24 protein-coding genes, 1 tRNA gene and 3 pseudogenes are annotated in these 26,206 nt (G+C 47.4%); 12 read left to right on the top strand and 16 right to left on the bottom strand.

Translation table 11 applies throughout. The features are described 5' to 3' along the window. Positions 1–69 precede the first annotated feature (69 nt). Complete coding sequence (locus tag ACFQZT_RS16910) at positions 70–819, top strand: MerR family transcriptional regulator (RefSeq protein ID WP_379301904.1); 750 nt, start codon at positions 70–72, stop codon at positions 817–819. A 41-nt stretch (positions 820–860) separates the two neighbouring features. Here the strand turns inward: ACFQZT_RS16910 and ACFQZT_RS16905 are convergent, their stop codons facing one another. Next, positions 861–1,238 (bottom strand): winged helix-turn-helix transcriptional regulator, encoded by a 378-nt coding sequence (locus ACFQZT_RS16905; RefSeq protein WP_379301880.1) that lies wholly within the window; start codon positions 1,236–1,238, stop codon positions 861–863. A 130-nt stretch (positions 1,239–1,368) separates the two neighbouring features. Between ACFQZT_RS16905 and ACFQZT_RS16900 the strand changes: the two genes are divergently transcribed. Beyond that, the gene (locus tag ACFQZT_RS16900) at positions 1,369–2,079 is read left to right on the top strand and encodes an SDR family oxidoreductase (protein WP_379301878.1); all 711 of its coding nucleotides are present in this window, start codon (positions 1,369–1,371) and stop codon (positions 2,077–2,079) included. 5 nt (positions 2,080–2,084) lie between these two features. On the opposite strand, the gene ACFQZT_RS16895 is transcribed toward ACFQZT_RS16900, so the two are convergent. Beyond that, positions 2,085–2,312, bottom strand: coding sequence for a hypothetical protein (locus ACFQZT_RS16895; protein ID WP_379301876.1), 228 nt, complete (start codon positions 2,310–2,312; stop codon positions 2,085–2,087). 134 nt (positions 2,313–2,446) lie between these two features. Between ACFQZT_RS16895 and ACFQZT_RS16890 the strand changes: the two are divergent. Both ACFQZT_RS16890 and ACFQZT_RS16885 read left to right on the top strand, forming a co-directional pair. After that, positions 2,447–2,668 (top strand): annotated as a pseudogene (locus ACFQZT_RS16890) (cupin domain-containing protein); the annotation flags it as partial. 140 nt (positions 2,669–2,808) lie between these two features. Next, positions 2,809–3,963: a winged helix DNA-binding domain-containing protein gene (locus tag ACFQZT_RS16885; RefSeq protein WP_379301874.1), complete on the top strand. Its 1,155-nt coding sequence runs from the start codon at positions 2,809–2,811 to the stop codon at positions 3,961–3,963. A 28-nt stretch (positions 3,964–3,991) separates the two neighbouring features. Here the strand turns inward: ACFQZT_RS16885 and ACFQZT_RS34010 are convergent, their stop codons facing one another. After that, positions 3,992–4,342 (bottom strand): YkgJ family cysteine cluster protein, encoded by a 351-nt coding sequence (locus ACFQZT_RS34010; RefSeq protein ID WP_460872026.1) that lies wholly within the window; start codon positions 4,340–4,342, stop codon positions 3,992–3,994. 389 nt (positions 4,343–4,731) lie between these two features. On the opposite strand from ACFQZT_RS34010, the gene ACFQZT_RS16870 reads away from it, so the two are divergent. Then, positions 4,732–5,802, top strand: coding sequence for an SDR family oxidoreductase (locus tag ACFQZT_RS16870; protein WP_379301872.1), 1,071 nt, complete (start codon positions 4,732–4,734; stop codon positions 5,800–5,802). A 48-nt stretch (positions 5,803–5,850) separates the two neighbouring features. Here the strand turns inward: ACFQZT_RS16870 and ACFQZT_RS16865 are convergent, their stop codons facing one another. From ACFQZT_RS16865 to ACFQZT_RS16855, 3 genes are all read right to left on the bottom strand, one after another. Then, the gene (locus ACFQZT_RS16865) at positions 5,851–6,231 is read right to left on the bottom strand and encodes a winged helix-turn-helix transcriptional regulator (RefSeq protein ID WP_379301870.1); all 381 of its coding nucleotides are present in this window, start codon (positions 6,229–6,231) and stop codon (positions 5,851–5,853) included. A gap of 128 nt (positions 6,232–6,359) precedes the next feature. Next, entirely contained in the window at positions 6,360–7,013 is a 654-nt protein-coding gene (locus tag ACFQZT_RS16860; RefSeq protein WP_379301868.1) for a FusB/FusC family EF-G-binding protein, read from the bottom strand. Positions 7,014–7,257: 244 nt separating this feature from the next. Then, positions 7,258–7,665: a winged helix-turn-helix transcriptional regulator gene (locus ACFQZT_RS16855; RefSeq protein ID WP_379301866.1), complete on the bottom strand. Its 408-nt coding sequence runs from the start codon at positions 7,663–7,665 to the stop codon at positions 7,258–7,260. A 171-nt stretch (positions 7,666–7,836) separates the two neighbouring features. On the opposite strand from ACFQZT_RS16855, the pseudogene ACFQZT_RS16850 reads away from it, so the two are divergent. Both ACFQZT_RS16850 and ACFQZT_RS16845 read left to right on the top strand, forming a co-directional pair. After that, positions 7,837–8,028: pseudogene (locus tag ACFQZT_RS16850) on the top strand (zinc-binding alcohol dehydrogenase family protein); the annotation flags it as partial. A gap of 209 nt (positions 8,029–8,237) precedes the next feature. Further along, entirely contained in the window at positions 8,238–9,761 is a 1,524-nt protein-coding gene (locus ACFQZT_RS16845; RefSeq protein WP_379301864.1) for an MFS transporter, read from the top strand. Between the two features lie 86 nt (positions 9,762–9,847). On the opposite strand, the gene ACFQZT_RS16840 is transcribed toward ACFQZT_RS16845, so the two are convergent. Beyond that, positions 9,848–10,516 (bottom strand): TetR/AcrR family transcriptional regulator, encoded by a 669-nt coding sequence (locus ACFQZT_RS16840; protein WP_379301862.1) that lies wholly within the window; start codon positions 10,514–10,516, stop codon positions 9,848–9,850. Positions 10,517–11,394: 878 nt separating this feature from the next. On the opposite strand from ACFQZT_RS16840, the gene ACFQZT_RS16835 reads away from it, so the two are divergent. From ACFQZT_RS16835 to ACFQZT_RS34005, 5 genes and pseudogenes are all read left to right on the top strand, one after another. Further along, the gene (locus ACFQZT_RS16835) at positions 11,395–12,117 is read left to right on the top strand and encodes a hypothetical protein (protein ID WP_379301860.1); all 723 of its coding nucleotides are present in this window, start codon (positions 11,395–11,397) and stop codon (positions 12,115–12,117) included. A gap of 2 nt (positions 12,118–12,119) precedes the next feature. Continuing rightward, complete coding sequence (locus ACFQZT_RS16830) at positions 12,120–12,497, top strand: GntR family transcriptional regulator (RefSeq protein ID WP_379301858.1); 378 nt, start codon at positions 12,120–12,122, stop codon at positions 12,495–12,497. 1 nt (position 12,498) lies between these two features. Further along, the gene (locus ACFQZT_RS16825) at positions 12,499–13,197 is read left to right on the top strand and encodes an ATP-binding cassette domain-containing protein (RefSeq protein ID WP_379301856.1); all 699 of its coding nucleotides are present in this window, start codon (positions 12,499–12,501) and stop codon (positions 13,195–13,197) included. A gap of 2 nt (positions 13,198–13,199) precedes the next feature. Further along, positions 13,200–13,622, top strand: coding sequence for a hypothetical protein (locus ACFQZT_RS16820; protein ID WP_379301854.1), 423 nt, complete (start codon positions 13,200–13,202; stop codon positions 13,620–13,622). A 24-nt stretch (positions 13,623–13,646) separates the two neighbouring features. Beyond that, a pseudogene (locus tag ACFQZT_RS34005) lies at positions 13,647–13,928 on the top strand (hypothetical protein); the annotation flags it as partial. 543 nt (positions 13,929–14,471) lie between these two features. Here ACFQZT_RS34005 and glmS read toward each other — a convergent pair. The 9 genes from glmS to ACFQZT_RS16775 form a co-directional block, all read right to left on the bottom strand. Continuing rightward, positions 14,472–16,301, bottom strand: coding sequence for a glutamine--fructose-6-phosphate transaminase (isomerizing) (glmS, locus tag ACFQZT_RS16815; RefSeq protein ID WP_379301852.1), 1,830 nt, complete (start codon positions 16,299–16,301; stop codon positions 14,472–14,474). Positions 16,302–16,819: 518 nt separating this feature from the next. Further along, positions 16,820–18,160 (bottom strand): phosphoglucosamine mutase, encoded by a 1,341-nt coding sequence (gene glmM, locus ACFQZT_RS16810; protein WP_379301850.1) that lies wholly within the window; start codon positions 18,158–18,160, stop codon positions 16,820–16,822. Between the two features lie 39 nt (positions 18,161–18,199). Next, positions 18,200–19,444: a CdaR family protein gene (locus ACFQZT_RS16805; protein ID WP_379301848.1), complete on the bottom strand. Its 1,245-nt coding sequence runs from the start codon at positions 19,442–19,444 to the stop codon at positions 18,200–18,202. Next, complete coding sequence (gene cdaA, locus ACFQZT_RS16800; protein ID WP_379301846.1) at positions 19,437–20,252, bottom strand: diadenylate cyclase CdaA; 816 nt, start codon at positions 20,250–20,252, stop codon at positions 19,437–19,439. Before cdaA ends, ACFQZT_RS16805 begins: the two co-directional genes overlap by 8 nt. 179 nt (positions 20,253–20,431) lie before the next feature. After that, on the bottom strand, positions 20,432–21,040 hold the full coding sequence (locus tag ACFQZT_RS16795; protein ID WP_379301844.1) for a zf-HC2 domain-containing protein: 609 nt from the start codon (positions 21,038–21,040) through the stop codon (positions 20,432–20,434). An 87-nt stretch (positions 21,041–21,127) separates the two neighbouring features. Further along, entirely contained in the window at positions 21,128–21,706 is a 579-nt protein-coding gene (gene sigW, locus ACFQZT_RS16790; RefSeq protein ID WP_379301843.1) for an RNA polymerase sigma factor SigW, read from the bottom strand. 45 nt (positions 21,707–21,751) lie between these two features. Further along, complete coding sequence (locus ACFQZT_RS16785; RefSeq protein WP_379301841.1) at positions 21,752–22,633, bottom strand: DMT family transporter; 882 nt, start codon at positions 22,631–22,633, stop codon at positions 21,752–21,754. A 112-nt stretch (positions 22,634–22,745) separates the two neighbouring features. Continuing rightward, positions 22,746–25,532: a phosphoenolpyruvate carboxylase gene (gene ppc, locus ACFQZT_RS16780; protein ID WP_379301839.1), complete on the bottom strand. Its 2,787-nt coding sequence runs from the start codon at positions 25,530–25,532 to the stop codon at positions 22,746–22,748. 540 nt (positions 25,533–26,072) lie between these two features. Beyond that, positions 26,073–26,143: transfer RNA gene (locus ACFQZT_RS16775), tRNA-Gly, on the bottom strand. Between the last annotated feature and the right edge of the window lie 63 nt (positions 26,144–26,206).

Here is a 26,206-nt window from a genome sequence, read left to right as displayed (position 1 = left end):
ACACTTAGTTAAGAGCGTTGAATGCGAAGCAAATTTTGCTTACGCAAAACGCTAAGGAGGTGAACGAAGCTGCTTTACACCGTAAAAGAAGTTTCCGACTTATCAGGCGTGACGATCAAGACATTATACCACTACCATAAAATAGGACTGCTTCTCCCCCTCGAAGTTAGCGAGGCAGGCTACCGCTTGTATGGTCAGCAAGAATTGGAGCGCTTGCAGCAAATCTTGTTCTATCGGGAGTTGGAATTTACCCTCGACGAAATTAAGCGGCTGCTGAATGAAGGAGCAGACCGGATGGAGATACTCGCCGCTCAAAAAGAGCTGCTTGTCTCCCGTAAACAGAGGTTGGAAAGCTTAGTACAGACGATTGAAGCATCCATATCATGCAAGACGAAAGGAGAAACCATGAAACCATCCGAAATGTTTCAAGGCTTTCAAAGCGAGGAAGAATGGAAAAGCGCCTTGTCGGAGCAAGGCGAATATTTGAAAAAAACTTACGACTACGATTTATTCGAAGCCTCTCCTATTCAAGCGCAAGAGATGAATGAAAGCGCCATGGAAGCCATAAGCTTCATGAACGGCATGGCCGACGCGCTAAGGAAAAGCTTGAAAGTGGACAGCGATGAAGTTCGTACACGGGTCCGTGAACACATAGCGTTCCTGAGCGCCCACGGGCATGATGTCAACGATGCAAGCTTTGCAGCACAAACGCGCTTCTTCCTTGCGGATGACTTTCATCGCGGGATGCTTGAAAGCCAGCAGATCGGATTGGCTTATTACCTTTGCTTGGCCGCCGAGAGCTACTTGCAGAGAGCATAAGAAAGCTTTTGTCTAAGCCGAAACTGCTTCAGTGGCAATTCTTATGATTCGGAGATGCCCTCTTGCCGCAACCGATGCTTAACGCCCCAGTCATACATGATATCGAAGATCGGCTCCAGCGTCTTCCCGTAATCCGACATACCATATTCAACCCGCGGCGGCGTCTCCGGATACACAGTCCGCTCAATCAATCCATCCTGCTCTAACTCGCGCAGGTGCTGCGTCAGCACCTTTTGCGAGATGCCGGGAATTAAGCGGCGAAGCTCGTTATACCGTTTGGCCCCCTCATGGACATGCCAGAGGATAAGCATTTTCCATTTTCCGCCGATCGCCTGAATGGTTGTCGATACATGGATATAACAGTCAATATCGTCTTCGTTGTAGCCAGCATGCAATTTTAGAAACTCGAGAGAGGTCATCCCTTCTCCCCCTTCCGTTCTTATCATTTCTAACCTGAAAGTAACTATCCAATGAAAAAGTGCCTTCTTGCTCGTTGGGCCATAGAGGCTTACAGTAATAACATCAAGCCCATAAAGGAGAGCAACTTTCATGAATCCAAATTTTACAGGCAAAGTCGTTATCGTTACCGGAGCTTCCAGGGGAATCGGTAGTTCCATAGCGGAACTATTCGCTTCGCACGGTGCCAAAGTCGTTGTAAATTACAGCAGTAGCGCAGCGCAGGCTGAAGAGGTTATTTCCCGCATTAAACAGCAAGGCGGTGAAGCAACGGCCATTCAAGCAGACATTAGCCGTGTAGCCGACGTGGACAAATTGTTCAAGCAAACGATAGAAACTTACCGACAGGTTGATATCGTCGTGAACAACGCGGGAATTATCATTACGAAGCCGATAGCCAGCATTACGGAAGAGGATTTTGATCGGCTTTTTGCGATCAACGTGAAAGGCACATATTTCATGTGCCAGCAAGCGGCCCTGCATATGAATGCGAATGGCCGCATCATTAACTTTTCAACCTCTGTGACCGGAACCAAAGGAGCCGTCGAACAGTTTACAAGGCAGCTCGCGAAGGAATTCGGACCGAAAGGAATTACGATCAACGCCGTTGCCCCTGGACCTGTGAACACAGAACTTTTCAAGGAAGGGAAGACGGAACAGCAAATCCAGGGCATCGTGAACCTGAACGCGTTCGGCCGTCTGGGCGAGCCGGATGATATTACGGGCACCGTGCTTTTCCTCGCCAGTGAAGAAGCGCGGTGGATCACAGGGCAAACCATCCGGGTCAACGGTGGATATGTATAAGCCGCTTAGCCGTTATAGATAAATTCTTTTTTAATGATGCTAACATTTTCACGATGACATGCCTCTGTAAAAGAAGACGAAAAAGCATGCGCTTGACCAAGGGCTGTGATGGCACTGTCATCTTTAGTTATTACGGCCTGAATAAGCGCCTCCAAATGCCTGGATGCCATATCCAGGCGTCTTTGCATTTCTCCCCGATCCGCAGTTACATGTTCGTTACGATATTGGATCATAGCGATCGAATCAGACTCCTTCAACGGATATACAAATATCGTAACATTCACGGCAAAAAAGAACTAGTTGAACTTGTTGTTCCCCTCTGTGCGGAACTTATAATAAACCCATGGACTTTTTCTCATCAGGCATTCACCCAATTCAGAACACAGGCAGCGAAAGTTTATGGTTTTTGGAAATGTTCAAGAGCGACCGTTTCGCCGATATTTCCTTGATTCAGTGGATGGCGCTGAATCCCAAGCAGTTGATTCAAGATAATGTACATGCTTCACCGGAGCTAATGCACTCCTTGCGAAAAGAGAAATGGCCGGTTGTGAAATACACGGACACGGACATCAACGCTGGCAAGAAGTAAAGGATCCTAAAAATAGGCTGTACTACTTTTCCACACTGACATTATGCTGTCAGTGTGTTTTAGTTATACTAGAAAGTGGAAATAAGGTAGATCGGAATGCAGTTTTCATTTGCAGAGTTGTATAGGGGGAATATCCGGACATGGGTGTACAGATATCGCAGAACTTCAAATCAGCGGATGGAAAGAATCAACCGGCAGTAGTCCTCGGACAGCGGTCTCTCAACCGCGCCCTTCTCGAGCGCCAACTGCTGCTCAGCAGGCAGGCACTGTCCGTTCCAGATGCCCTCGAGCATCTGGTCGGCTTGCAGGCGCAGGCTCCGAATCCGCCTTACATCGGGCTCTGGTCGCGTCTCGCGGACTTCCGCCACGAGGCGTTGTCGCGCTTGATCCAGGACAAGAGCGCCGTGCGCATCGCGCTCATGCGCTCGACCTTGCACCTCGTCAGCGCACGGGATTGCCTGGCGCTGCGGCCTGTCCTTCAGTCCGTGCAGGAACGCGGGCTGAAAGGCGCCTACGGCAAGCGCCTAGCCGGGCTTGACGAGGATGCGCTCGCGGCCGCCGGCCGGGCGCTCGTGGAGGCGCAGCCTCGCACGTTCAGCGAGCTCGGCGCGCTGCTGGCCGAGCGCTGGCCGGACCGCGAGCCCGCTGCGCTGGCAGCGGCTGTGCGCACGCAGGTGCCGCTCGTGCAAGTGCCGCCCCGGGGCCTCTGGGGCGCAAGCGGTCAGGCCAGCCATACCTCCGCTGAGGCATGGCTGGGCCTTCCGCTTGCGGCCGATACCGCCCCGGATGCGATGATCTTGCGCTACCTCGGAGCCTTCGGTCCCGCAACGATCAAAGACATGCAAGTCTGGTCGGGCCTGACCAGACTAAGCGAAGCCGTCCGGCGGCTTCGCCCGCACCTGCGCACCTTCCATGACGAGCACGGTAGCGAACTGTTCGACCTGCCGGATGCCCCGCTCCCGGATGCGGATACTCCTGCGCCTGTGCGCTTCCTCGGCGAATTCGACAATATGCTCCTGTCTTTCGCCGATCGCACCCGAATTATGGCCGATGAACACCGGGCGAGGGTATTCACGGAGAACGGCATCATACGTGCCGTCATTCTCGTCGACGGCTTTGTCCGCGGCATTTGGAAGATTGAGCAAAAGAAGGGAAAGGCCACGCTCATCATCGAACTGTTTGCATCTTTATCGCCCGAAGACCGGGAGGCATTATCTGAAGAAGGCGGTCGCCTGCTCGCCTTTGCTGCAGCAGAAGCTCATTCGCACGACATTCGCTTCGTGCAACCCGCATAATGGATGCCCCCACCGGGCATCCATTCGTTTATTTAAAATCTTGCCAAGTAAAATCAACTGTTAAAATGCCAACATGGGTACCCGTTGCCCGCCACTGTTCGGCAGCCGCAGCTTCCGGTTTCCGAAAGCAAACCAAGTTGCTATAGTGTCCAAACGCCCGGCACACGGACGGTCTTACCGCATGAATGCCACATCGGTCTTTCTCCATATCATAAAAGAGACAAGTTCCAAAATGTCGCTGCTGATTTTCGAGTTCCGAGCGGACCTTCACAGGCATCGCTTTCACTTTCTTGCGGATGGTTTTCAGCTCAATTTCGGTGACCGGAACAGGGCCGCAGCATAATCCTCTGCAACCTTGGCACGGAAGATGACTACTCATTAGAGACCTCCTCGGATGACTCGTCAATACTTAGGAATTAGGAATGATAATTAGGAGACAAATGGAAATCGGATTCTCATATTGACTTTTAATGATTTTTGTTGTATGATTAAATATTATTGATTTATAAAATATTAACATATTCATTCCTTCCTTTCAATCCATTTTTCGATAACAAGGGGCATTCCTTCAGGACTCAACACATTCTGAGGGGGTGCCCCTTTCTTTTTTACCCTTTTAGAAACCAGCAGCCCGGTCTACAGAGATACCCATCAACACTGCTAAGTTACACCAAAGTGCTATAAGCACTTCAAAGTGCGTACTTCTCAACGAAGGTTCCTTCCTGCAAAATAGCTTTAACAACACCCGCACACAAGGAGCTGAAAACAATGATCAATGAAACAGTAACTACAGACAAAGTCGCCTTGGTCGTAGGCGCAAATGGTGTTATCGGCCGCAACCTGATCGATCACCTCATAACACTTCCCGACTGGGAGGTAATCGGCGTATCTCGCCGGGGCGGAGAATCGAATGACCGCGTCCAGTATGTAACTGCCGATCTGCTCGATAAAGACGATACCCGCGCGAAACTAAGCGGACTAACTAAGATCACGCACATCTTTTATGCCGCCTATCAAGATCGCCCCACTTGGGCAGAACTCGTTCCACCCAACCTCGCCATGCTCGTTAACGTCGTTGATGCAATCGAACCCATCGCTCCCGGATTGAAGCATGTCAGTCTGATGCAGGGCTACAAAGTATATGGGGCACATCTCGGTCCGTTCAAAACACCGGCTCGAGAAACGGACGCCAACCATATGCCGCCCGAATTCAATGTCGATCAGCAAAACTTCTTAGAACAACGGCAAAAAGGCAAGGCTTGGACATGGTCTGCGCTCCGCCCTTCGGTCGTCTGCGGTTTTTCGACCGGAAATCCGATGAACCTTGCCATGGTCATTGCGATCTACGCTTCGATCTCGAAGGAACTCGGCATTCCTTTACGTTTTCCAGGCAAACCGGGTGCTTACCATAGCCTCTTGGAAATGACGGATGCCGGGCTCCTCGCAAAGGCCACCGTCTGGGCGGCGACTACTGAGAGCTGTGCCAACCAGGCGTTCAACATCACGAACGGCGATCTGTTCCGCTGGAACGAGCTGTGGCCTAAGATCGCCCGCTACTTCGGCATGGAGACAGCGCCTCCGCTGCAAATGTCCCTTGATGTCGTCATGGCGGATAAGGAAGAACCGTGGAATGCCATGGTCGAGAAGCATGGGCTTGCGAAGCATGCTTATAGCGACGTATCCTCCTGGCGCTTCGGCGATTTCGTATTCTCATGGGATTACGATTTCTTCGCAGACGGATCGAAGGCCCGTCGCTTTGGTTTTCACGAATACATCGATACCGAAGAGATGTTTATGAACATCTTTGACGACTTCCGCCGACGCAAAGTTATCCCTTAACCATTTGTATAAAAAGATAAAAAGCCGACCTTCTATAAGGACGGCTTCTTATCTTTTTTGCGCTTCTTCATATTGCGGAGCGGCCAGGACAGCAGCCTTATCTCCGTAAGTTCTTTCTATATACGTATCCCCCCACCTGCACATTAAATGCAGGATCTCTTTTAAGCTCCAGCCAAACTCAGTCAACTCATACTCAACTTTGGGCGGAACCTGATTGTAAGAAATACGCAAGATGATGCCTGCCTCTTCGAGCTCCCGAAGCTGCTGTGTTAACACTTTCTGAGTAATCATAGGGATCAGGCTTTTAAATTCATTGTTGCGTTTCTTGCCAAATGTCAAATGAAAGAGAATCACGGGTTTCCATTTCCCGCCGATGACTTCCAGCGTTGCCTCAACCGCAGTGTTATAAATCTTGTCAGGCTCCTTCATTATATTCCTCGCCTCCTTTTCCGATTATTTCGACACCGGTCCCCCCGAACCTCTTTATCTACCGCTTTCGCCATAACGAAAAAAACCATTGAATCTATAAAACAGCCGTAGATTCAATGGTTTTAGTCCTATCTAATAACAGTGTCAATAAATCTTTCTAAAGAAGAAGTATCCGCGATGTTTTTGTTGCATTCCTGACTGTTCATACACAAATAGTTACCAACCGCTTTGTAATAATCAGGCGAAGAATTAGCCGGCCTTTTTTTGGATATCGCCGAAAATAAAGCAAGCTCTTCGTACCGATTACATACAAAGCAAAAACTTTTCTTATTGGTGGGCGTATATCTGCCTTCAACACCAACGAATTGCCCGTTTACATGATAAACCATGAACAATTTATTTGTAGAAATATCGGTCCAGCTCAGATAAGTTACATAACGATTGTCTATCTCGGATAAGTCAGGAATCTTTAGCTTCTTATTCTTGGGAAATAGTTTTTGAATTTGTTTTGCTGTAATTTGCGGAAATTCCACCAAGTACGGTTCTAACTCTCTCACATACTTTTGAAAATCCTCAGCCGTTTCTAATGCAGAAATTCTTTCTAACATTTGTTTCTGCACGTCTGTAATATCCGGAAACAGTTCTATTATTTTGGATTCTGTGCTATATCTAACCGATTCCAATACTTTCGGATCAGCTATAGTTCTGAGCGCATTTTGTCGTATTCCCACTTGTTTCTTGATATCGTTATATTGATGGTTTCTAATAAATGGTTCACACATATAGGTTCAGCCCCTTATTTTTTAAATAATGAAATAAGGTGCAAAGCCAAGTATTAGAAACGATGTATGCTCATTTGGGCGATTTTACTTTTGACGCCCATGCAAAGTATCGCCTCTAAAACAGGCTTTGCATGAGACTGGGCCAATCCGGCAATCTTTAATTGCCATCTTTACCAACTCCCTCGTTTTAACGATATGGATATTATAAAAAAAACTCCCCATGACTTCAATGGGAAGTTTATGTCTAACAATAGTTTCCTTCCATTTCTTCCATCACCGTATCTTTGTATGCCTGTTGATCAGCTTCATTTCCCGCCACTTGATGACTTTGATTTAATCTTGCGTCGTATTGATCTCCCCACTCTTTCATCAACAAAATAATGGGTTCCAGCGTTCTCCCAAACTCTGTTAACGAATACTCCACCTTCGGGGGAACTTGGTTATATGTCTTTCGTATAATGATTCCTTCTCGTTCAAGATCCCTCAATTGCAGTGTAAGTGTATGATGAGTGACTTGGGGGTAGATCCTTCGAAGTTCATTGAATCGCTTTGTCCCACTCAACAGGTGATAGATAATAACGCCCTTCCATTTTCCGCCGATAACATCCAGGGTCGTTTCAACCGGACAATTTTTTCTTGAAGGATTTAACATCCAGAACATCCCTTCTAGGTATTTTTTCAATACTTGATATCAATTATTTGCGTACTTTTTGTATGTTACTAATTATAATACAATGAAGCCAATGAGAACAATCAATATTAAGAAGGAATGATAAATTTGAGTACAAAATCTGGAATGATATCTGCCAATCGAACATCCGGAAAAGTAGGACGGGATTGCACGTTTTTTAAGCCGGGAGATGAGGTGTATTATGCAGGAAGTCTCATTCGACCAGGGTGCAACAGTGAATTTCATTTAGTGGATGAACGGATCGTCGGTAAAAAACCTTCAACTCTAGATTTTGCAAATGCTGCATCGCTGCCTTTAACAACGATTACTGCTTGGGAAAGTCTTAGGTCCGACTTGCGCGGCAAAATCGGCGCTGGTTGCTTCTACGAACATACGGGAGTTCCCTTAACGACGTATTGGGTTTACTCGATCGCGGTAGGTGTATTGGCTGAGCCCGTTTTGCGTTCCGGGAATAAGCGACGTTATCGGGCGCGTCGAGGCGCGACGCCGAATAATCGTTCGAAATCGACCATGCCGTGCTGAACATCGGAGGCATGTTTTTTTATTTCCCCATTAAATATAATAGACAAAAAATATATATTTTGTTTACATTGTATTTCCTGCGTGATATGATCAAGTCGAAAAGACACTATCGCGAAAGGATGATCGGGTTGAAATCTTCTAAGAACATGATCTTGATGCTTATCGTTGCCTGCCAACTTATGATTATGCTCGACTCGTCCGTTATGATCACCGCGCTTCCGGAAATCGGAGCGACGATGCATCTGTCGACGACGAGCCTGACTTGGGTACAGAACGCCTATATTCTCATCTCCGGCGGTCTGCTGCTGTTTGGCGCGCGGACCGGAGACATTATCGGAAGACGGAGAACCTTAAGCTTCGGTATCGCCGTGTTTACGGTCGCGTCCGTTCTGGTCGGCGTTGCGCAATCGGCCGAATTCCTGCTCGTCTCCCGTGCCCTGCAAGGGCTCGCGGCCGCATTCGCCACGCCGTCCACGCTAGCACTGCTGTCCGTCAGCTTCACGGAAGCGAAAGAGCGTGCGAAAGCGATCGCCGTCTATAGCGCCATTGCGGGCGGGGGCGGCAGCGTCGGCCTCGTGCTCGGCGGGTGGCTGACCGAATTCGTATCCTGGAGAGTCGGGATGTTCATTAACGTTCCGATCGGCATCGCGGTGCTCATACTCGCACCGCGGTTTCTGAACGAAACGGACAAAAATGCGGGCAAATTCGACGCGATGGGCGCTTTGACCTCCGTTCTGGGCATGTCGGCGCTCGTATTCGGGTTTATCCAGGCGGCTTCCGAAGGATGGGATCGGCCGCTCACCTTGATTTCGCTGGCGGTCGGCGCCGCCATGCTGACGTCGTTCGTCTTTATCGAAGCCCGGGCGAAGCAGCCGATCACGCCGCTGCGGTTATTTTCCAACCGCCGCAGATCCGGGGCTTATCTCGGCCGGTTTCTCATGGTAGCCGGCAATTACTCGCTCTTTTTCTTTCTGACCCAATATTTACAAAACATTCTCGGCTTCACCGCTTTCCAAGCCGGCATCGCCTTTCTCCCGATGATGCTCGTGATGTTCGGGATGATGTACGCGATGCCCCGACTCATTTCCCGGTTCGGCAATCTTAAAGTGCTGATCGCGGGAATTGCGATCGCGATTATCGGCACGCTGCTGCTCAGCCATCTTTCGTCGCATACGTTATACTTCCCCGAAATGTTCTTCCCATTGATCATTATAGGAATCGGGGCGGGCGTGGTGTTCTCTCCGTTGACTTCGTTCGGCATCGCCGAAGTGGAGGCGAGGGACGCGGGCGCGGCTTCGGGGCTCGTCAATGCCGCCCACCAAACCGGCGGATCGTTAGGGCTCGCCATCCTGGTCACAGTATTCGAAGCGGCGATGGGCGGGGGCGAAGCTTCCAAGTCCGCTTTCGCTCACGCGACTTCGGCAGCGATCCTCGGTTCGGCGGCGTTTCTGACGGCGGCGCTCGTCGTGGTGCTCGTCTGGTTCATGCCGGACCTGAAGCCGGACAAGAAAGCCTCGTTGCAACCGGAAGGCTAGTTCGCGAAGCCGTCTTAACCGGGCTAGAATCAAGAAAAGAAGGAGTCGCGGAATGAACCGCGACTCCTTCTTTTTATTGTTCCGCGCTACAAGGTAGCGGTGAACTTTTCGACGAGATAGTCGATAATCGGCTCGATTTTCGAATCGTCGACGATCGACGCTTTTTCCGCTTTGAACAGCTGCGTTTTTTTCAACCGATAATAATCGACAAGCGATTGCCGAAACGAAATATTACGAGAAAGCAAATATTTGGGGTTCATGATTTCCCTTAGTAAAATAACGTCTTGGAGCACAAGAAGGTGATCGTTAATCGGATTGAAGACTCCCTTGCTTTGCCCGTCGCGGTAAAACCGGACTATTCGTTCTTCCCGTTCGTTCAAAGCGTTCCTAAGCTCGTCGTACAGCTCCGGATAGACCGCTTGCAACTCCTTCATAAACACATCCGATATTTTCCCGGCAAGCGTCACGGACTGTTCGAACAAGCGTTGAAATCCGATCGCGTAGACGTTGTCGTCGTCTTCCGGGTCCAAGTCCTCGAGCTTGGCGACGTAATCCGCGAAAATGCGAACGACGCTTTCGATGACTTCTTCCTTCGAAGAGAAGTGCTTATACAAAGTGGCTCTGCTGACATCCATAAGCTTGGCGATGTCGTCCATCCGTAAGGCTTGAAACCCTTCTCTCATAACGGGGGGGATGAGTTTTTTCAAGTATTTCATCTTATTTTTCTCTTGTTGGTCCGCGACTTGATCTTGCAAGCGAATTCCCCCTTCCCCTTAGAACCGTTACCTTCTATTATACATGAAACTTACATCGAAAATACAAAAAAGTCGAAATAGATGCATCTTCCTTTTTTTGTTCAATCAATTCGAGGGTGCCTTTTATTAGGACTTCACGAAGGATTCGAAGCCTGCCTTTCGAAAGGGAATATTCGGATGTTGATGCCACAGCGTGAAGAGGTGTGCAAGCGATCGGATGAAGTGGCACAATTATTTATTGACGAGGCTGATAATGCTTATACGGTTCCAAGCGATTATAGCAAATCACTTAGGGATGATAAATCTCGAGATAGTTTGATTCGATATGGACATCACCGTCGGGTGAAATACTTCAGCGGTTGCATGAACTCGCAATGTATTTAGACAATAAAGCAGATCAGTAAAGACAACTTACAGATGACATATACTGTCGGAGGTCAAGAATATTGTCCCATACCCGACTGAACAGGTAAGTTTCATTAAGCGGTTGTGTTCAACAAGTTGGACATTTACTATGCCAATAGACCAAATATTTTATTAATCCATTCAACAGAGGAGAGGACAGACGAATTATTTTCGGCCTGCCCTTTTCTTATCATATGCATAGCCTCAATTCCCTTATCTCCAGATATCCAGGAAAGACAGTATTTTTGGATAAAGTTGTAGGAGAAATTTGTAAAGAATATAACTCAACTTTCGCAGCTTAAAAATCTAGCCTAAGCCAGATGTGGTGCGCCTTGCGAACGAATAATTATTTGAATTGACAGAAAAACACCTTTCGTTTGGTGCGCCAGCATATTTTTGCCTATTGACGCGACCCAATGTATTAGTGTACTATTTAGTTAATACACTACATCTAATTCAAAGGGGATAGCACAATGGCCAAATGGGCAGCTATAGTAAAAAAGGATTTGCGATTATCGACGAGCGTCTTATTCGCGGGGCTTGTCATTAACGTCATCAGCATCGTCATTGCGGGACTTGTCGGCCAATATCTGTTCATTCCGTTGTTAGCCGCTGCCGGGTTCCATGTCTTCTATCTTCCGATCGCGTTGTTCGCGAGCCTACGAACGGAAGCCTCTCAACTGCACGTCTGGCTTCACAATCCGAGGCCGGCTGTCAGCTTGCTTCTAAGCAAGCTAACGAGCGGATTGGTCACGATGCTCGCCTCCTTGGCCGTTCTGTACTCGATGGCTGGAATCTTGCTCCGGGCGAAGTTTCGTTTAATGGAAGAGTACTGGACGGATACTTGGAGTGCGGGATGGTTGATCTTCCTGCACGCGATCCTTATCTCCGTGGCGATCGGCGTCTGGGTCATCCTTCTATGGTCCTTGTACCATGCGCTCAAACATCGAATCGGGCGTTTGGCCTGGGTAGTCCTTATCGGCACCGTTCTCTTATCGAGCTGGATCGACGATATCATCACTTCCTCGAGTCTTTATAAGCTCGTTACGCAATGGGGTGGAATGGAGATCTATTTTCCGACGTTCTCGGTGGATCCGTTCCCCCTCTACTTGGGCGAATACTTCTATAACTTGATTGTTGTCATCGGTCTGTTCTATCTGAGTTCATGGATCGTTGACAGGAAAGTCGAGGTTTAATCATGGATGAGTTTCATTCTTCCAAAGCGATCTATCTCCAGGTTGCCGATCGAATCAAGAGGCAAATCGTCAGCCAGGAACTGCAAGCGGGCCAGAAGCTTCAATCCGTCCGGGAGATGGCGGTAACCTATAACGTCAACCCGAATACCATCCAACGCACCTACAGCGAACTGGAACGGGAAGGGGTTCTGGAGACGAGAAGAGGACAAGGCACGTTCGTCACGGAGCAGGAAGAGCTATTGACTCAGCTTCGCTTGAGCATGATCGAAGAGCAGATTGCCTCCTTTGTCCTGGTTATGCGGGAGATGGGCTATCGTTCGGAGGAGATCATCGCCGGATTGCAGGATCACTTGAACAAGAGAGATAAGGGAGATGAGTAACGTGATCGCATTATCTAACGTCTCGAAGACTTATAACAAGAAACCCGTCATTCGAGACATTACTTTAACATTGCCTGTGGGGAAAATCATCGGAATCGTAGGAGAGAACGGTAGCGGCAAATCCACCTTATTAAAGCTCATTGCAGGACTTCTTCAGCCAACAGGCGGTTCTGTCACCATAAATGGGGAGAAGGCGCACCGAAGAATCAGCACGCTAGTCTCCTACTTATCCGACCAGGACTCGACTTATGCTTGGTTTACGGTAAGAGAAGCAATCGCCTATCAGGCTGCACAATTCCCCGATTTTAAAGCCGCCAAGGCGGAAGAAATCATGGCGTTCATGCAGTTGGAACCGAATGCGAGAATTAGCGATCTGTCGAAGGGCAAACGCAGCCGGGTCAAAATCATGCTCACTCTAGCCAGAGAAGTGCCGTACATTCTGATGGATGAGCCGTTGTCCGGACTGGATCCGATGGTGCGGGAATCGATTGTCAAAGGAATGATTACTTACCTTGACTTGGAATCCCAGACGCTACTCATGGCCAGCCACGAGATCCCAGAGCTCGAGTCGATATGGGATAGCTTCATCGCCATCAAGGACGGAGCTTTGCTTCGCTATGCCGATGTCGAAGAATTGCATGACTCGGACGGAATTAGCATCACGTCGTGGATGAAGAAAATTATTAAGGAGAGTGTTTAATCATGAAGGAAGTCTCGGTATTTCGTCTCTACCTGTTGCGTGCCCTGTATCTCCTTGTTGTCGTAGGACTCGGAATCGTAGTATGGTCCGGCGTCATCCGCCACGAACATTGGGATCTGATGGAGGGCGTCGCCCAATGCATGCTGGCCGCCTTCTCGGCTCTCTCCCTCTTGGGTCTCCGGTATCCACTGCAGATGCTTCCGTTGCTCCTATGGGAGATGCTCTGGAAGCTGATCTGGCTATCCGTCGTCGCTCTCCCACTCTGGACTTCCGGGCAGCTAGACGACTCAACCTTGGGAGTTGTGATCGAATGCTTGGTCATAGCGGTTTTCCCCTTCTGCATTCCTTGGCGTTATGTGTTCTCTCATTATATAAAGAAGCGTTCGGATCGTTGGGTTGGTGGGAAGTCCGGAATTGCCGGATGAATGGGGATAAGTATGCAGAACGGGATTTTGCTCGCCTGGTAGCATAGACAGAGTACGGATCAACAATCTTTTGGCAGATTGTTCTACTTGCTATGCGATGACATCAGCGCCATTGACTGGGCGGTTGCCTTGGAACAACTGGTTGATTAGATCAATGGAATCGCCACGAAAGTCGGAAAGAAGGTTTCAACGCTCAATCAGCGTCAACTCCAGAAATGGATTGATGGTCTACCCAGATACATCAAGGCTTATTTGCCAATTTCAACAAGGTTCCCGTCATGGTTTAGTTACGCCTGGTATTGCTAAAACTATAATTAGGGAGGCGTAACACCATGATTGACTACCATGTAGAACATATTTTCGAAAGGCGAGTAAAGATGATCCAGAAGAAGAGAAACGGTGCCGGTTTTTCTATTCCTCATTAGAAATGACAGTCTATAACTTTATTTTCTCTCAACACTAAGGTCAATGATTGCAGCGTTGCCTAGCGAGTCTGTACCAGGTTTCGCAATCGCGGCGTAAATGCAGTCCTTTACGTTCTCTATCCGAAAATGTCTCGATTTAGAAAATGGTGTTATCAATGGTTTCAACCCCTCAACCTATGTTTCAATATATTTTTAAAAACTCAGTCTGATTTAAACGATTAGTTTTTCGAATTAATCTAATTCGATCTCCTAAGATAGATGACATATTGTATTGTCTGCTTTTGAAAATAAAAAGTCCCGATGATTTTGTATTATCATCGGGACTTTCTCATTGAGGTCGCTTAAGAACTTCACATTGTATAGAATAGTTCCATACTTTCTTTATTGGTTCCACAGTTTACTTTACTGGTTCCATAGTTTTTTATTACTCCACAGTAACGCTCTTCGCCAAATTACGCGGCTTATCCACATCATTACCACGAGCAAGCGACGCGTAGTAAGAAAGCAATTGCAACGGTACAACCGCAAGAGCCGGAGCAAGTACATCCAGCGTCTTCGGAATCACAAAGGTGCTGTCCACCGATTTCTGCAATTCAAGTTCGCCTTCCACGGCGATACCCAGCACATTTGCGCCGCGCGCTTTCACTTCTTTAATGTTGCTTACGGTTTTCTCCAGCAGCTCATGTTGAGTCGCCAGTGCGATAACAGGAACGCCATCTTCGATAAGCGCCAAAGTGCCATGTTTCAGTTCACCAGCCGCGTAGGCTTCGGAATGAATGTAGGAGATCTCCTTCAACTTCAAGGAACCTTCCAACGCTACTGCGTAATCCAAGCCACGTCCGATAAAGAAGAGATTGTCGTGTTTGGCCATTTCTTCTGCAACGCCCTTAATAGCTTCCGCTTGATCCAGGATGGCTTCTACTTGCGCAGGAAGCTCCTTCAAAGCGGCAATCGTCTGTTGAATTTCTGCAGCATTTTGGGTACCTAATGTTTGAGCCAAGTGCAATCCTAACAAGTAGAAAGCAATCAATTGCGACGTGTATGCTTTGGTGGAAGCTACCGCGATTTCAGGGCCTGCCCACGTTGTGATGATGTCATCAGCCTCGCGAGCTACCGAGCTGCCAACCACATTCGTTATAGCCAGTACGCGCGCACCGCAGCGTTTGGCTTCACGCAGTGCAGCAAGCGTATCTGCCGTTTCCCCGGATTGGCTTACTACAATGACCAGCGTGTCCTTTGTAATGATCGGTGAGCGATAGCGATACTCAGAAGCTACATCCGTTTCAACCGGGATGCGAGCCAGCTTCTCGATCACGTATTTCCCAACCATACCTGCATGATAGGCCGTTCCACAGGCTACAATATGAACACGATTGATGTTGCGAATTTCTTCAGCCGTCATCGATAACTCGTTTAATGTTACTTGGCTTCCATCTGCCGCAATTCGACTTCCCATCGTATCGCGATACGCTTTTGGCTGCTCATGGATTTCTTTCAACATAAAGTGATCAAATCCGGCTTTTTCAGCCGTAATAATGTCCCAATCGACATGAAACATTTCCCTGGAAATAAAATTGCCTTCAAGCGTCATTAATTCGACAGCATCTCTGGTTAATAGCGCCATTTCGCCGTCATTCAAGATAAAGACGTTACGCGTATATTCCAAAATTGCCGGGATATCCGAGCCAATAAAATTCTCACCCTCGCCAATCCCGATGATCAGAGGACTAGCTTGACGAACCGCAACTAATCGATCAGGCTCAAGTTCTGTCAAAACGCCAAGCGCAAATGCACCCGTCATGCGTTTAACGGCCTTCTGAACGGCTTTCAGAATATCTCCTTCGTACAAGTCAGCAATTAGATGAGAAATGACTTCTGTATCCGTCTCCGAAACGAATACATGACCTTTCGCGATCAATTCCTCTTTCAAGCTAATGTAGTTCTCAATAATCCCATTATGCACAACCGAAAATTTCATCGAGTTGTCCGTATGCGGGTGGGAATTCACATCTGATGGTTTACCGTGAGTCGCCCAGCGAGTATGCCCGATTCCTACGCTTCCGTTCAATGGAGTTTCCTCCAGCTTGGATTCAAGATTCGCAATCCGACCTTTTGCTTTCTGGATTTGCAGCCCGCTTGCTGTATAAACCGCCACACCTGCCGAATCATAGCCCCGGTACTCGAGTTTTTTGAGACCTTCCAATAGAATTTCTTGAGAATTACGCTTGCCGATATATCCAACGATTCCGCACATAGTGTAGTACCTCCATAGTTTTATAAGCCTCTAAATTTAGGCTGTTTGTCAAAGATCCTGATTTTTTCTCAAAGCAAATAAACATTAGACAGAATAAAACAAAAAACATCTATGATAACGATCAGTAAGTGCTTATTTATGTTGCTAGGATGTTGGAATCTTGTCAGCCCGGTCGCCCAAGCGTTTTTGCTTTCCAACTTAACGGCACTCTAGCTTTGTACCGGAAGGTCCCCGCCGAATGTTTCGAACACCTTCACCTCGTCAACTCGCTTGCGCAGTATGCTTACTTTTCCGTCCCGCTTGCGAGTTCTGGCGCTATTGTTACTAGGTCAACCTCTACCCTGCCTTTCCTTCTTGAGTAATAAGGGAATCTTGAAAACTTCTGAAAACCCCTTTACATCATATTCATTTTAACGACTCAACGCAACTTATTTTTTCTTGAAATTGCTCTATATCCATCAAATGGAAATCCCCTCTCCGAACACACAGTCTAGAAAGGGAATGACCATCTCATTTTCTCATACAAGCTGTTCTTGAATCACTTTAGCAATAGTCTGGACGTAAGTCTCGACTTGATCTTTATCTGGACCCTCTGCCATAACACGAATAAGCGACTCCGTACCCGATGGACGAACTAACACCCGACCGTTATCCCCAAGCTCTTCCTCGACCTTGCGAATGGCTTCTTCAATAACCGGATTGTTCTTCAGCTTGCTTTTATCAACGACACGCACGTTAACAAGCAGCTGAGGGTATTTGCGCATAATGCCTTTTAGCTCGCTCAGTTTTTTACCTGATTGAACGATTGTATTCATAAGCTGCAGAGCTGTCAGAATCCCATCGCCCGTTGAGATATAGTCCAGGAAAATAACATGACCGGATTGTTCCCCGCCCAGGTTGTAGCCACCCTTCCTCATCTCTTCCATGACATAACGGTCGCCTACAGCGGTTTGTAAAGCTTTCAGACCTACTTTTTCGATCCCTTTGAAAAAGCCGATATTCGCCATAACCGTCGTAACAATCGTGTTATGGTTCAACTTGCCCGCGCGATTCAGCGCATCGCCGCAAATGCTAAGGATATAGTCACCGTCTACTTCGGCGCCCGTCTCATCGATCGCGATCAACCGATCCGCGTCCCCATCAAAAGCGAGCCCAATGGCTGCGCCATGCTTCACCACTTCCTCACGAAGCTTCTCAGGGTGGGTGGAGCCGCAATGGTCATTGATGTTGCGCCCGTTCGGCTCGGCGCCGATCGTGATCACTTCCGCTCCCAGATCGCGGAGCACCTTAGGCGCTAGCTCATAAGCCGCACCATTCGCACAATCCAAGACCACCTTATATCCTTGGAAAGATCCGGATAACGTCGATTTCAAAAACTCCAGATACGCGAACTTCGCATCCTCATCGTCAGAAACGGTACCGATTTCGCCTCCAACCGGCCGCGGCAGCTCATCGACAGCAGCATCCAGCAACTGTTCGATTTCCAGTTCCGTCTCATCCAGCAGCTTGAAACCATCGCCGCCAAAAAACTTAATGCCATTATCACCAACCGGGTTATGCGAAGCCGAAATCATAACGCCTGCGTCTGCTCCCAGCTTCTTCGTTAAATAAGCGACAGCTGGAGTGCTAACTACTCCGATTCGAATCACGTTAACGCCAATCGATAGTAATCCTGCAACCAATGCCGCCTCCAGCATAGGGCCCGAAATTCGAGTATCCCGGCCGATGACAACCTTTGGATGCCTTGCTTGCCTTGTTAATACGTATCCGCCACAGCGGCCAATTTTATAAGCTAATTCTGGCGTCAACTCGTCGTTAGCGACTCCGCGCACACCATCTGTACCAAAATATTTCCCCATGTCTTCTTCTCCTCTTTTTCTATAACCCGCTCAAACCCATTAAGGCCGAGCGACTTTAGGTGCTTTCTCGCTGATTTCAACAGTCGCCTTCACGTCTTGCGGCATGCCCAGCTTTACATAAGTAGGCAAGTTCAGAGTCATATTCAGCTCATGTTTCCCTGGCGGTAAATTGCTCACATCCAGTATCGCTTGTATGTCCTCCGGCTTGATTTGATCAATGAGCGCAGGCGCCCCCTCAACCGTTATGTTCAGCTTTGCCGTTTCCGGTGTAACTACTTTCGTAGTGTAGTTTTCATTTTGACCGATAATGGTAATCGGAATGTTTTCCATCGCTTTCGTAATCGAAGGTATGATTTCGACGCGAACAGTAACTTTATCCGGATCCAGTTGAGTTACTTTATTCCTAAGTGGGATATCTAGTGAATATTCCTTGGTTTCCTTGAGATCCTGAATGTTCAATTGCGGTCCCTGATAGAACTCTAACCGATCCACGACCTCTTGCGTTCCATACACGGTAATCTTGTCTGGATTTTGCGTTACAGAGGCAATCGCGAATCCTTTTGGCGGCTCCCCGGTTAACTTTAATTGAAGAGGTATCGTTTGGAACGGACTTGTGATAGGGACCTCGACATCCACCACCGTCGGATTCATATTAACCGCGATTTCTTTACCATCTTTATCAAAAGCCTGCAACCTTACTTGCTTTGTCACAGCCGATTGAGCCTTATCGACAGACACTTCTCCTCTGACGGTCACAACCTGTTCCAACTTGCTCGTCGGCGCCGTAATATACACTTTATTCGGCTTCACGATCGGTTGACCCGCTTTAAGTCCGGCTGCCGGAGTTCCTTTAATGTTAATGGCAACAGGTACTTCTTTCATCTGGAGTTCTTCAATAACGACATGAACGGTCCGTGGAACAACCTGAACCTCAACATCCGATGGAAAGCCTACCGGCGTAAGCGTAAGCTGATGATCGCCTTTGCCAACCTGTGTCAAATCAAGCTGAATCTGATAATTGTTGCTGGTCGTTACTTTTTTCACGGCAGATTCTTTCCCGGTAAGAATGACCTGTACATTCGAAGGGGACATGGATGAGATAAAATAATGACTCTCATCGTATTTGGTCGTTATCGCAACGTTATTGATTGTTTCGACACGTTCTCTCAACGGAGAATTACCGGATACGTTCGTCTCTTCCATATGCACAACAACCCAAAGAAAAATACCGATAATCAGTGCGACGACCCGCACGACATTCGTATTTCGCAACCATTTATCCATTTGAACGTCCCCTCCACTTCAAGAAAGGGTTCTTTTCTTTCACTTTCGCTTTGGGCTTCAGTTCCTCAAATAGCTTTGCAATAAGCGATTCCTCTTTAATATCGCGAACGATATGCCCGTTCATTGTCAGTGAAATCTGTCCTGTCTCTTCGGAGACAATAATGCACATCGCATCCGAAACCTCGCTCATACCAATCGCCGCACGGTGACGCGTTCCAAGCTCCTTGCTGATAAAAGGATTTTCAGACAGAGGCAAATAACATCCTGCCGCCATTAATTGGCCTTGGCGAATAATCACAGCACCGTCATGCAGCGGTGTATTCGGGATAAAAATATTAATTAACAGCTCCGCGCTGATTTTACTCTCTATTGCAATACCGGATTCCACATAATCCGTGAGACCCGTTTCTTTTTCGAATACAATCAAAGCGCCAATCTTCCTCTTGGCCAAATAGTTCGCAGCCCGGATCACTTCACTAATCCGTTTGTTCACGTCCTGGTCCTCTTCGGAGGAGGAACGGCTGAACAGACTGCCGCGGCCTAATTGCTCGAGTGCCCGACGCAGCTCAGGCTGGAAGATAATCATGATACCTAAGACCCCAAAGGTTAAAGTCTGATTCATCATCCATTGCAGCGTGCTTAGCTTGAACCATATGCTGAGCGCCCAAGTAATGACAACGACAAGGATCCCCTTCATCAATTGAATGGCCCTTGTCCCACGAACGATGAGAATCAGTTTATAAATCACATAGCTGACGATAAGAATATCGATGACATCCTTAATCGAAATGCTCGTGAGTAAGTCCATTTGTTATTCTCCCCCAACGACGCACTCATTGTTCTCTCTGTATTAGAATCATATCATAATCCTCGCGATACTTCTATTTATCTCTCCCAATTGGCGTTTTTTATCCAAAAAATGTGAAATTTCACACAAAAAAACGTCCTAATCCGGCCGACTGCTGCCAAGATAGAGGACGTCTCCTTTTAATGCGAAGAAAGCATACTCACAAACTCTCCCAATTTGTACCAAACCCAACTTAACGCCTGATCAACTTTAGTAACCTGTCCAGAGATGTGCGCCGTTGAAGCCAAATTCAACGTACCGTCAATGACGGTCAAGTTCCCTGTCACATCGCCGTCAACCTGCAATTTACCACGCTGAACAACGAGATCGCCGTTAACTGTATGACCTTGCGGCACGATAACCGTATCGCCCTGAATGACAACATCTTGAAGATCGCTGCCCTTCACCATCAAATTCTTGTCATCATTCCACATCGACATGAAACTGCCGAACATAACAGCAGCAAAAACAACAGCCACCGACACAGCCGGATGCCTGCGAATCCACTCCATCCACGCATTACGTTTCTTCATCGGTGGAAGCCCGCTCATAATTTGCGCTGTCAAAGTGTCTGGAACACTGACCGGAGGTAGCGATCTTACAATTGCATCCGTTCTTTCCAACTCTCTGAACAAGGCATGACACGCCGCACAAGATATCAAATGTTCCTTCAGCCTTAAAGCCTCTGCCCCCTGCAAATCACCGTCGAGATATTCATGCATGAGCGGGAGGGCTTCCTTACAATTCATGAATCAGCCACCCCTTTCTTGAACTTTTGCGTTTTGTGGTATACCATACGTTTGAATTTCAAATATGTTTCACTTGATTCCAGGTTTTTAAATGGTAACATGTTCCTCTTGCTCCAAACGCTTGCGCAAGTACTCCCGACCGCGATGTACCCTTGTTTTAACAGTTGTTACAGGCATCTGGAGCACCTCCCCGATCTCCTGAAGCGACATATCGTGCAAATATCTCAGGATAACGACTGATTTATACTTTTCAGGCAATGTCTCTATCGCTTCGCGGATCTGTTCTTGTGTTTCCGATACTATGATCTGCTCCTCGGGCGTGTCCTCATAGCTAGGGAGCATGGCATAATAATCGTTTCCTTCCCCATCCGGCATTTCCGCATCGAGCGAATAGGTGTTCTTCCTTCTCCTTAGCTTGTCGATACATAAATTCGTTCCGATACGGAAAATCCAGGTTGAAAACTTCTGATTCTCATCATACCGGTGCAAATTCGTATAAACCCGCAAGAACGTCTCCTGCACCGCGTCCTCGGCCTCTTGCTTGTTATTTAACATCCGATAAGCCAGGTGAAAGATCTTGTCCTTATAGAGCCCTACAAGCTCTGCAAAAGCGTTGCGATCCCCATTCCTGGCCAACTTCGCCAGACGTGCTTCAACAAAATTCACTACGATACCTCCGGCTCCTAAGCCATTCAATTCCTTTACTTATTCTTACGCAGCAGTTCCCGTTTTGTATTCAGAAATCATAATACCTCCGAGAATAAGGCCCATCCCTAACCATTGCAGACCATATACCGGTTCTCCGATAATTAAAAAGGCGGCCACCACAGCAACAGGCAGCTCTACGGATCCAAGCATAGCCGCAAGCGTACTTCCGATACGAGGGATGCCCATATTAAAAGAAATCGTCGGCACAACCTGCCCTAATAATCCTAATAAAAGGCCCCATAACATCAAACTCCCCCCATGCTCTTGAACAAAAACATTTGGCGGATACAAGATATACATGATCGGCATAGCCGCGGTTAGCATAACAGCGGAATTCATCAGAGGAGGCAATGAACTCTTTACCTGACCAGTAAAAAAAAGAAATGCGCTGTACGTTAAAGCTGACAACAGACCATACAGCAGACCTTTTGTGCTGAATTGATGCCAATCCGTTTCAAAAACATTCACAGCCAATAAAGTTCCAAGCATGATCAGTACAATTGCAAATCCCTCGGCCTTCCTGGGAAGCCTACGTTTAACGATACAATCCATCGCAATCGTCATCCATGTAAATTGAAACAACAAAATGATGGAAAACGAAGCATTCAACTCTGTTAGAGCAATATTGTAGAAGACCGTTGTTAACGCTAATCCAAATATACCAATTAATCCTAACTTTATCCATGGCCCTTTGAAAGGATTCACCCAAGACTTTTTATTAAAAAGAACAAGCAGCCAAACAAATAAGGTTCCCATGGTCATTTGAGCGGGTGTAATCTGCCCATCGTTAAAGCCTTGATCGTATGCCATTTTAATAAAAGAGGATAACAACCCGTAACTTGAAGCCCCAATAAGAACTAGGACTATAGCCAACCATCGTCCCATGCTGTGCAACAACTCCTGTCTTTGGGCACCAGCAGGAAATCACAGGAAAAGTCGAGCGCCTCAACTAAGGCCCCCGACTTTCATCCCGTTTTCTCCGCTATTCTCTATGCAATCAGCCCGTATTTCTAAGCCCTGCGGCAATTCCGTTAATCGTGAGCAAAACTTCTCGAAGCAGCACCGCATCGTCCTCGTTGTTATCGCGTAATGCACGAAGCTCGGTAAGCAGTTCAACCTGCATATAGCTTAGTGGATCCACATATGGATTACGAAGGCGAATCGATTCCTGAATCACAGGAACGTTATCCAGAATTTCTTGCTGCCCGGTAATTTGCAAAATAATTGATGAGGTTAATTCATATTCTTCCCGAATCAAGCCGAAGATACGCTCCGCGATTTCCGATCTTTTAACCATACTGCCGTATTCTTTGGCGATCAGAAGATCAGCTTTGGCTAAGGCCATTTGTAGATTATCGATCATCGAACGGAAGAATGACCACTCTGCATACATTTCTTTTAATGTATCGAGATTTCCTGCTTCCCCCTGATAAAAGCTTTGTAAACCCGTTCCGGCTGCGTACCAAGCAGGGAGCAAATATCTGCTTTGCGTCCAAGCGAACACCCATGGAATGGCGCGCAAATCTTCAAAACGGTCACTGTTTTTACGCTTAGACGGACGGGAACCAATGTTCAACTCACCGATCTCCGGAAGTGGAGTCGACTCTTTGAAGAATGTTAAGAAGTCTTCATCCCGGAAAATCAGGTCCTGATATTTCGTCTGAGCTTGCTCGGAAATACCTCTCATAATGTTCTCCCACTTTTCTTCCAATGGGTGCCTTTGAGGTGAACGAGAAAGCTTTGACGCCGTAATTAATGCAAAGGTCGCCTGCTCCAAGCTGCGGTAAGCAATACCCTGTAAGGAATAACGAGAAGAAAGCACCTCGCCTTGTTCGGTTATTTTAATACCGCCGCCAAGCGTTTCAACCGGTTGTGCCAAAATGCTGCGGTTCAGCGGCATACCGCCTCGACCGAGCGCACCGCCGCGGCCATGGAAAAACTTCAACTTCACGTCGAATTTTTTCGCCGCTTCAGTAATATTCTGGAGCGCCATACGGAGCTCCCAGTTTGCCGTAATCACGCCGCCGTCTTTGTTGCTGTCCGAATACCCCAGCATGATCTCGTGCAGCTGTGTAACAGGATCTAAGCTCGCCTTGTAAGCCGGTATCGCAAGTAAAGTGCTCATGATTTCCGGAGCTGCGTGCAAATCATCAATCGTCTCAAATAGAGGCACAGATTGAAGCGTACATGTTACGCTGCCGTCACTCTCTTTACGATATAGCCCCGCCTCTTTGGCAAATACCAGAACCTCAAGCAAATCACTAGCGCCTTGCGTCATACTGATCAGATAACTATTGATACAGTTGCGGCCGAATTCCTTTTGTGCCTCGCCAACGGTACGGTAAACGTTAAGACATTCTTCCGTTCCTTCGGAATACTCCAAGTACATAGATGTAATCGGTCTAGGATCATTGAGAATATCAGTTAAAAGGGTGATTTTCTCATCCTCTGACAATTTGCTGTAGTCGGCAACAATCCCCATTTTCGCCAGGATTTCAGTCATCGCATTCTCATGCTCTTTACTATGCTGCCTAATATCCAGAGCAGCCAAATGGAAGCCGAACAGCTCAACCTGTCGGATCAGCTTTTTGATGTATTTATCGGCAATATAGTCCGCATAATGGCCTCTTAAGCTTGCATCAATAACTTGCAAATCAGAGATGAACTCTTCAGGACTGTTATATTTCTGAGTAGACGGTATGCTCGGATTACCAGTTTGATGAATCTTCTCAATCATATAAGTCGTCTTGATTCTGTATGGCTCTTTCTCATTTCGCCAAACGTCCTGGACATTACCAAGAGCCTCACGGTCGCACTGGATGGATGCTAGCAAAGCATCGCTAACTTGCACGATATTTTTGCTGAAGCTCATATTCTCAAGCGTCGCCTTGAGAATCTCCTCGTATTTCTGGAGTGCTAGTTGACGGTGCAAACCTAATGTTTCCCACGTCACATTCGCTTTAACAGATGGATTCCCGTCACGGTCTCCACCGATCCATGAACCGAATTTCAAGAACGATGGGACATGCCATGCTTCTTGCGGATAGTATTTATTCAGACAGCGTTCCAGCTCATGATAGACTTCCGGAAGTACATCGAATAGCGTTTCATCAAAATAGTACAAGCCGTTCCGTACTTCATCGATAACCGTAGGTTTACGGTCCCGAAGCTCATCCGTCTGCCATAGGTTAAGAACTTCACCCAGCAGCTTCTCACGCAGCTGTTCTCGTTCCCGATGTGTCAGCATCGGGTTGTCCAGTTTCATCATATCTTCTGAAATACGAAGATTCACATCAAGAACTGCCCGACGCATCGCTTCCGTTGGATGGGCAGTCATCACAAGCTCTAAAGAGATAGCTTGAAGAATCTCCTGCACCTCTTGATAAGGAATATTACTATTCTTCAACTCTTGAACGATGCTTTCAATGGATCCTGGCTGTACCATCTCGCCAGAGGAGCGCTCATAATCTCTTTTGCGACGAATCCGATGATTCTGTTCAGCAATATTAACAAGTTGAAAATAAATGGCAAAAGCACGAATAACATGGTGACGTATTTCCGGATCTAACGAACTAATCGTCTTCTTGAATTCTTCGTATATCTCAGGTACATAGTGTGCTCTTAGGGACTTGCTCATCTCACGAATCTTTTCTACAACATCGAGCAGCTCATTACCACCTTGATGGACAAGAACTTCACCTAAAATGTGTCCTAAGAAGCGTACATCCCTGCGCAGCAGGTTATTGGTCGATTGCTTTAGTAAGCTGATTTCGTTCTCTGACATACTCTCCACCTCGTCTATTCACTATGTTACATTAAAGCTTCTCTCTATCAAAGTTCTTCCTTAGAAAAACCCATTTCAGAATATTCTACCACATTCCGTAGTCTGCACATAGAGTAAAAATAAAAAAAAAGACCCATCGCAGGTCTTGGCAATTTATGTGCGAGTTTTTTGTGGGGTCTCTTCCCTTCTCGCTACAACAAAAAAGATCACCTAAGTGGTGATCTATTTCTTTAAGCGGGTGATGGGAATACTCCAAATTCCCATTTTCATGCTTCCTACGGAAGCGACTAGGTGTAAATTTGGACGCGCGTCCTACTTTGGTTTTTTCTACGATGTTTTCACGGACGGTCGAACCCTCTGTGGGCNTACTCCAAATTCCCATTTTCATGCTTCCTACGGAAGCGACTAGGTGTAAATTTGGACGCGCGTCCTACTTTGGTTTTTTCTACGATGTTTTCACGGACGGTCGAACCCTCTGTGGGCTCTCTTCCCTTCTCGCTACAACAAAAAAGATCACCTAAGTGGTGATCTATTTCTTTAAGCGGGTGATGGGAATCGAACCCACGCTACCAGCTTGGAAGGCTGGAGTTCTACCATTGAACTACACCCGCGTGTTATCGGGACGACACGATTTGAACATGCGACCCCCTGCTCCCAAAGCAGGTGCTCTACCA

The organism is Paenibacillus sp. GCM10027628, from assembly GCF_042676385.1.
GTDB lineage: Bacteria > Bacillota > Bacilli > Paenibacillales > NBRC-103111 > Paenibacillus_E.
This window is presented reverse-complemented; position numbering and strand designations above follow the sequence as displayed.

What these genes read in the sequence shown, in the direction of transcription:
- ACFQZT_RS16885 (WP_379301874.1), top strand. Translation starts at nt 2,809, where the DNA reads ATGGGTGTACAGATATCGCAGAACTTCAAATCAGCGGATGGAAAGAAT.
- glmM (WP_379301850.1), bottom strand. Translation starts at nt 18,160, where the DNA reads ATGGGGAAATATTTTGGTACAGATGGTGTGCGCGGAGTCGCTAACGAC.
- ACFQZT_RS16835 (WP_379301860.1), top strand. Translation starts at nt 11,395, where the DNA reads ATGGCCAAATGGGCAGCTATAGTAAAAAAGGATTTGCGATTATCGACG.
- ACFQZT_RS16795 (WP_379301844.1), bottom strand. Translation starts at nt 21,040, where the DNA reads ATGAATTGTAAGGAAGCCCTCCCGCTCATGCATGAATATCTCGACGGT.
- ACFQZT_RS16870 (WP_379301872.1), top strand. Translation starts at nt 4,732, where the DNA reads ATGATCAATGAAACAGTAACTACAGACAAAGTCGCCTTGGTCGTAGGC.
- ACFQZT_RS16785 (WP_379301841.1), bottom strand. Translation starts at nt 22,633, where the DNA reads ATGGGACGATGGTTGGCTATAGTCCTAGTTCTTATTGGGGCTTCAAGT.
- cdaA (WP_379301846.1), bottom strand. Translation starts at nt 20,252, where the DNA reads ATGGACTTACTCACGAGCATTTCGATTAAGGATGTCATCGATATTCTT.
- ACFQZT_RS16905 (WP_379301880.1), bottom strand. Translation starts at nt 1,238, where the DNA reads ATGACCTCTCTCGAGTTTCTAAAATTGCATGCTGGCTACAACGAAGAC.
- ACFQZT_RS16820 (WP_379301854.1), top strand. Translation starts at nt 13,200, where the DNA reads ATGAAGGAAGTCTCGGTATTTCGTCTCTACCTGTTGCGTGCCCTGTAT.
- ACFQZT_RS16895 (WP_379301876.1), bottom strand. Translation starts at nt 2,312, where the DNA reads ATGATCCAATATCGTAACGAACATGTAACTGCGGATCGGGGAGAAATG.
- ACFQZT_RS16900 (WP_379301878.1), top strand. Translation starts at nt 1,369, where the DNA reads ATGAATCCAAATTTTACAGGCAAAGTCGTTATCGTTACCGGAGCTTCC.
- glmS (WP_379301852.1), bottom strand. Translation starts at nt 16,301, where the DNA reads ATGTGCGGAATCGTTGGATATATCGGCAAGCGTAATTCTCAAGAAATT.
- ACFQZT_RS16845 (WP_379301864.1), top strand. Translation starts at nt 8,238, where the DNA reads ATGTTTTTTTATTTCCCCATTAAATATAATAGACAAAAAATATATATT.
- ACFQZT_RS16805 (WP_379301848.1), bottom strand. Translation starts at nt 19,444, where the DNA reads ATGGATAAATGGTTGCGAAATACGAATGTCGTGCGGGTCGTCGCACTG.
- ppc (WP_379301839.1), bottom strand. Translation starts at nt 25,532, where the DNA reads ATGTCAGAGAACGAAATCAGCTTACTAAAGCAATCGACCAATAACCTG.
- ACFQZT_RS16830 (WP_379301858.1), top strand. Translation starts at nt 12,120, where the DNA reads ATGGATGAGTTTCATTCTTCCAAAGCGATCTATCTCCAGGTTGCCGAT.
- ACFQZT_RS16855 (WP_379301866.1), bottom strand. Translation starts at nt 7,665, where the DNA reads ATGTTAAATCCTTCAAGAAAAAATTGTCCGGTTGAAACGACCCTGGAT.
- ACFQZT_RS34010 (WP_460872026.1), bottom strand. Translation starts at nt 4,342, where the DNA reads ATGAGTAGTCATCTTCCGTGCCAAGGTTGCAGAGGATTATGCTGCGGC.
- ACFQZT_RS16865 (WP_379301870.1), bottom strand. Translation starts at nt 6,231, where the DNA reads ATGAAGGAGCCTGACAAGATTTATAACACTGCGGTTGAGGCAACGCTG.
- ACFQZT_RS16860 (WP_379301868.1), bottom strand. Translation starts at nt 7,013, where the DNA reads ATGTGTGAACCATTTATTAGAAACCATCAATATAACGATATCAAGAAA.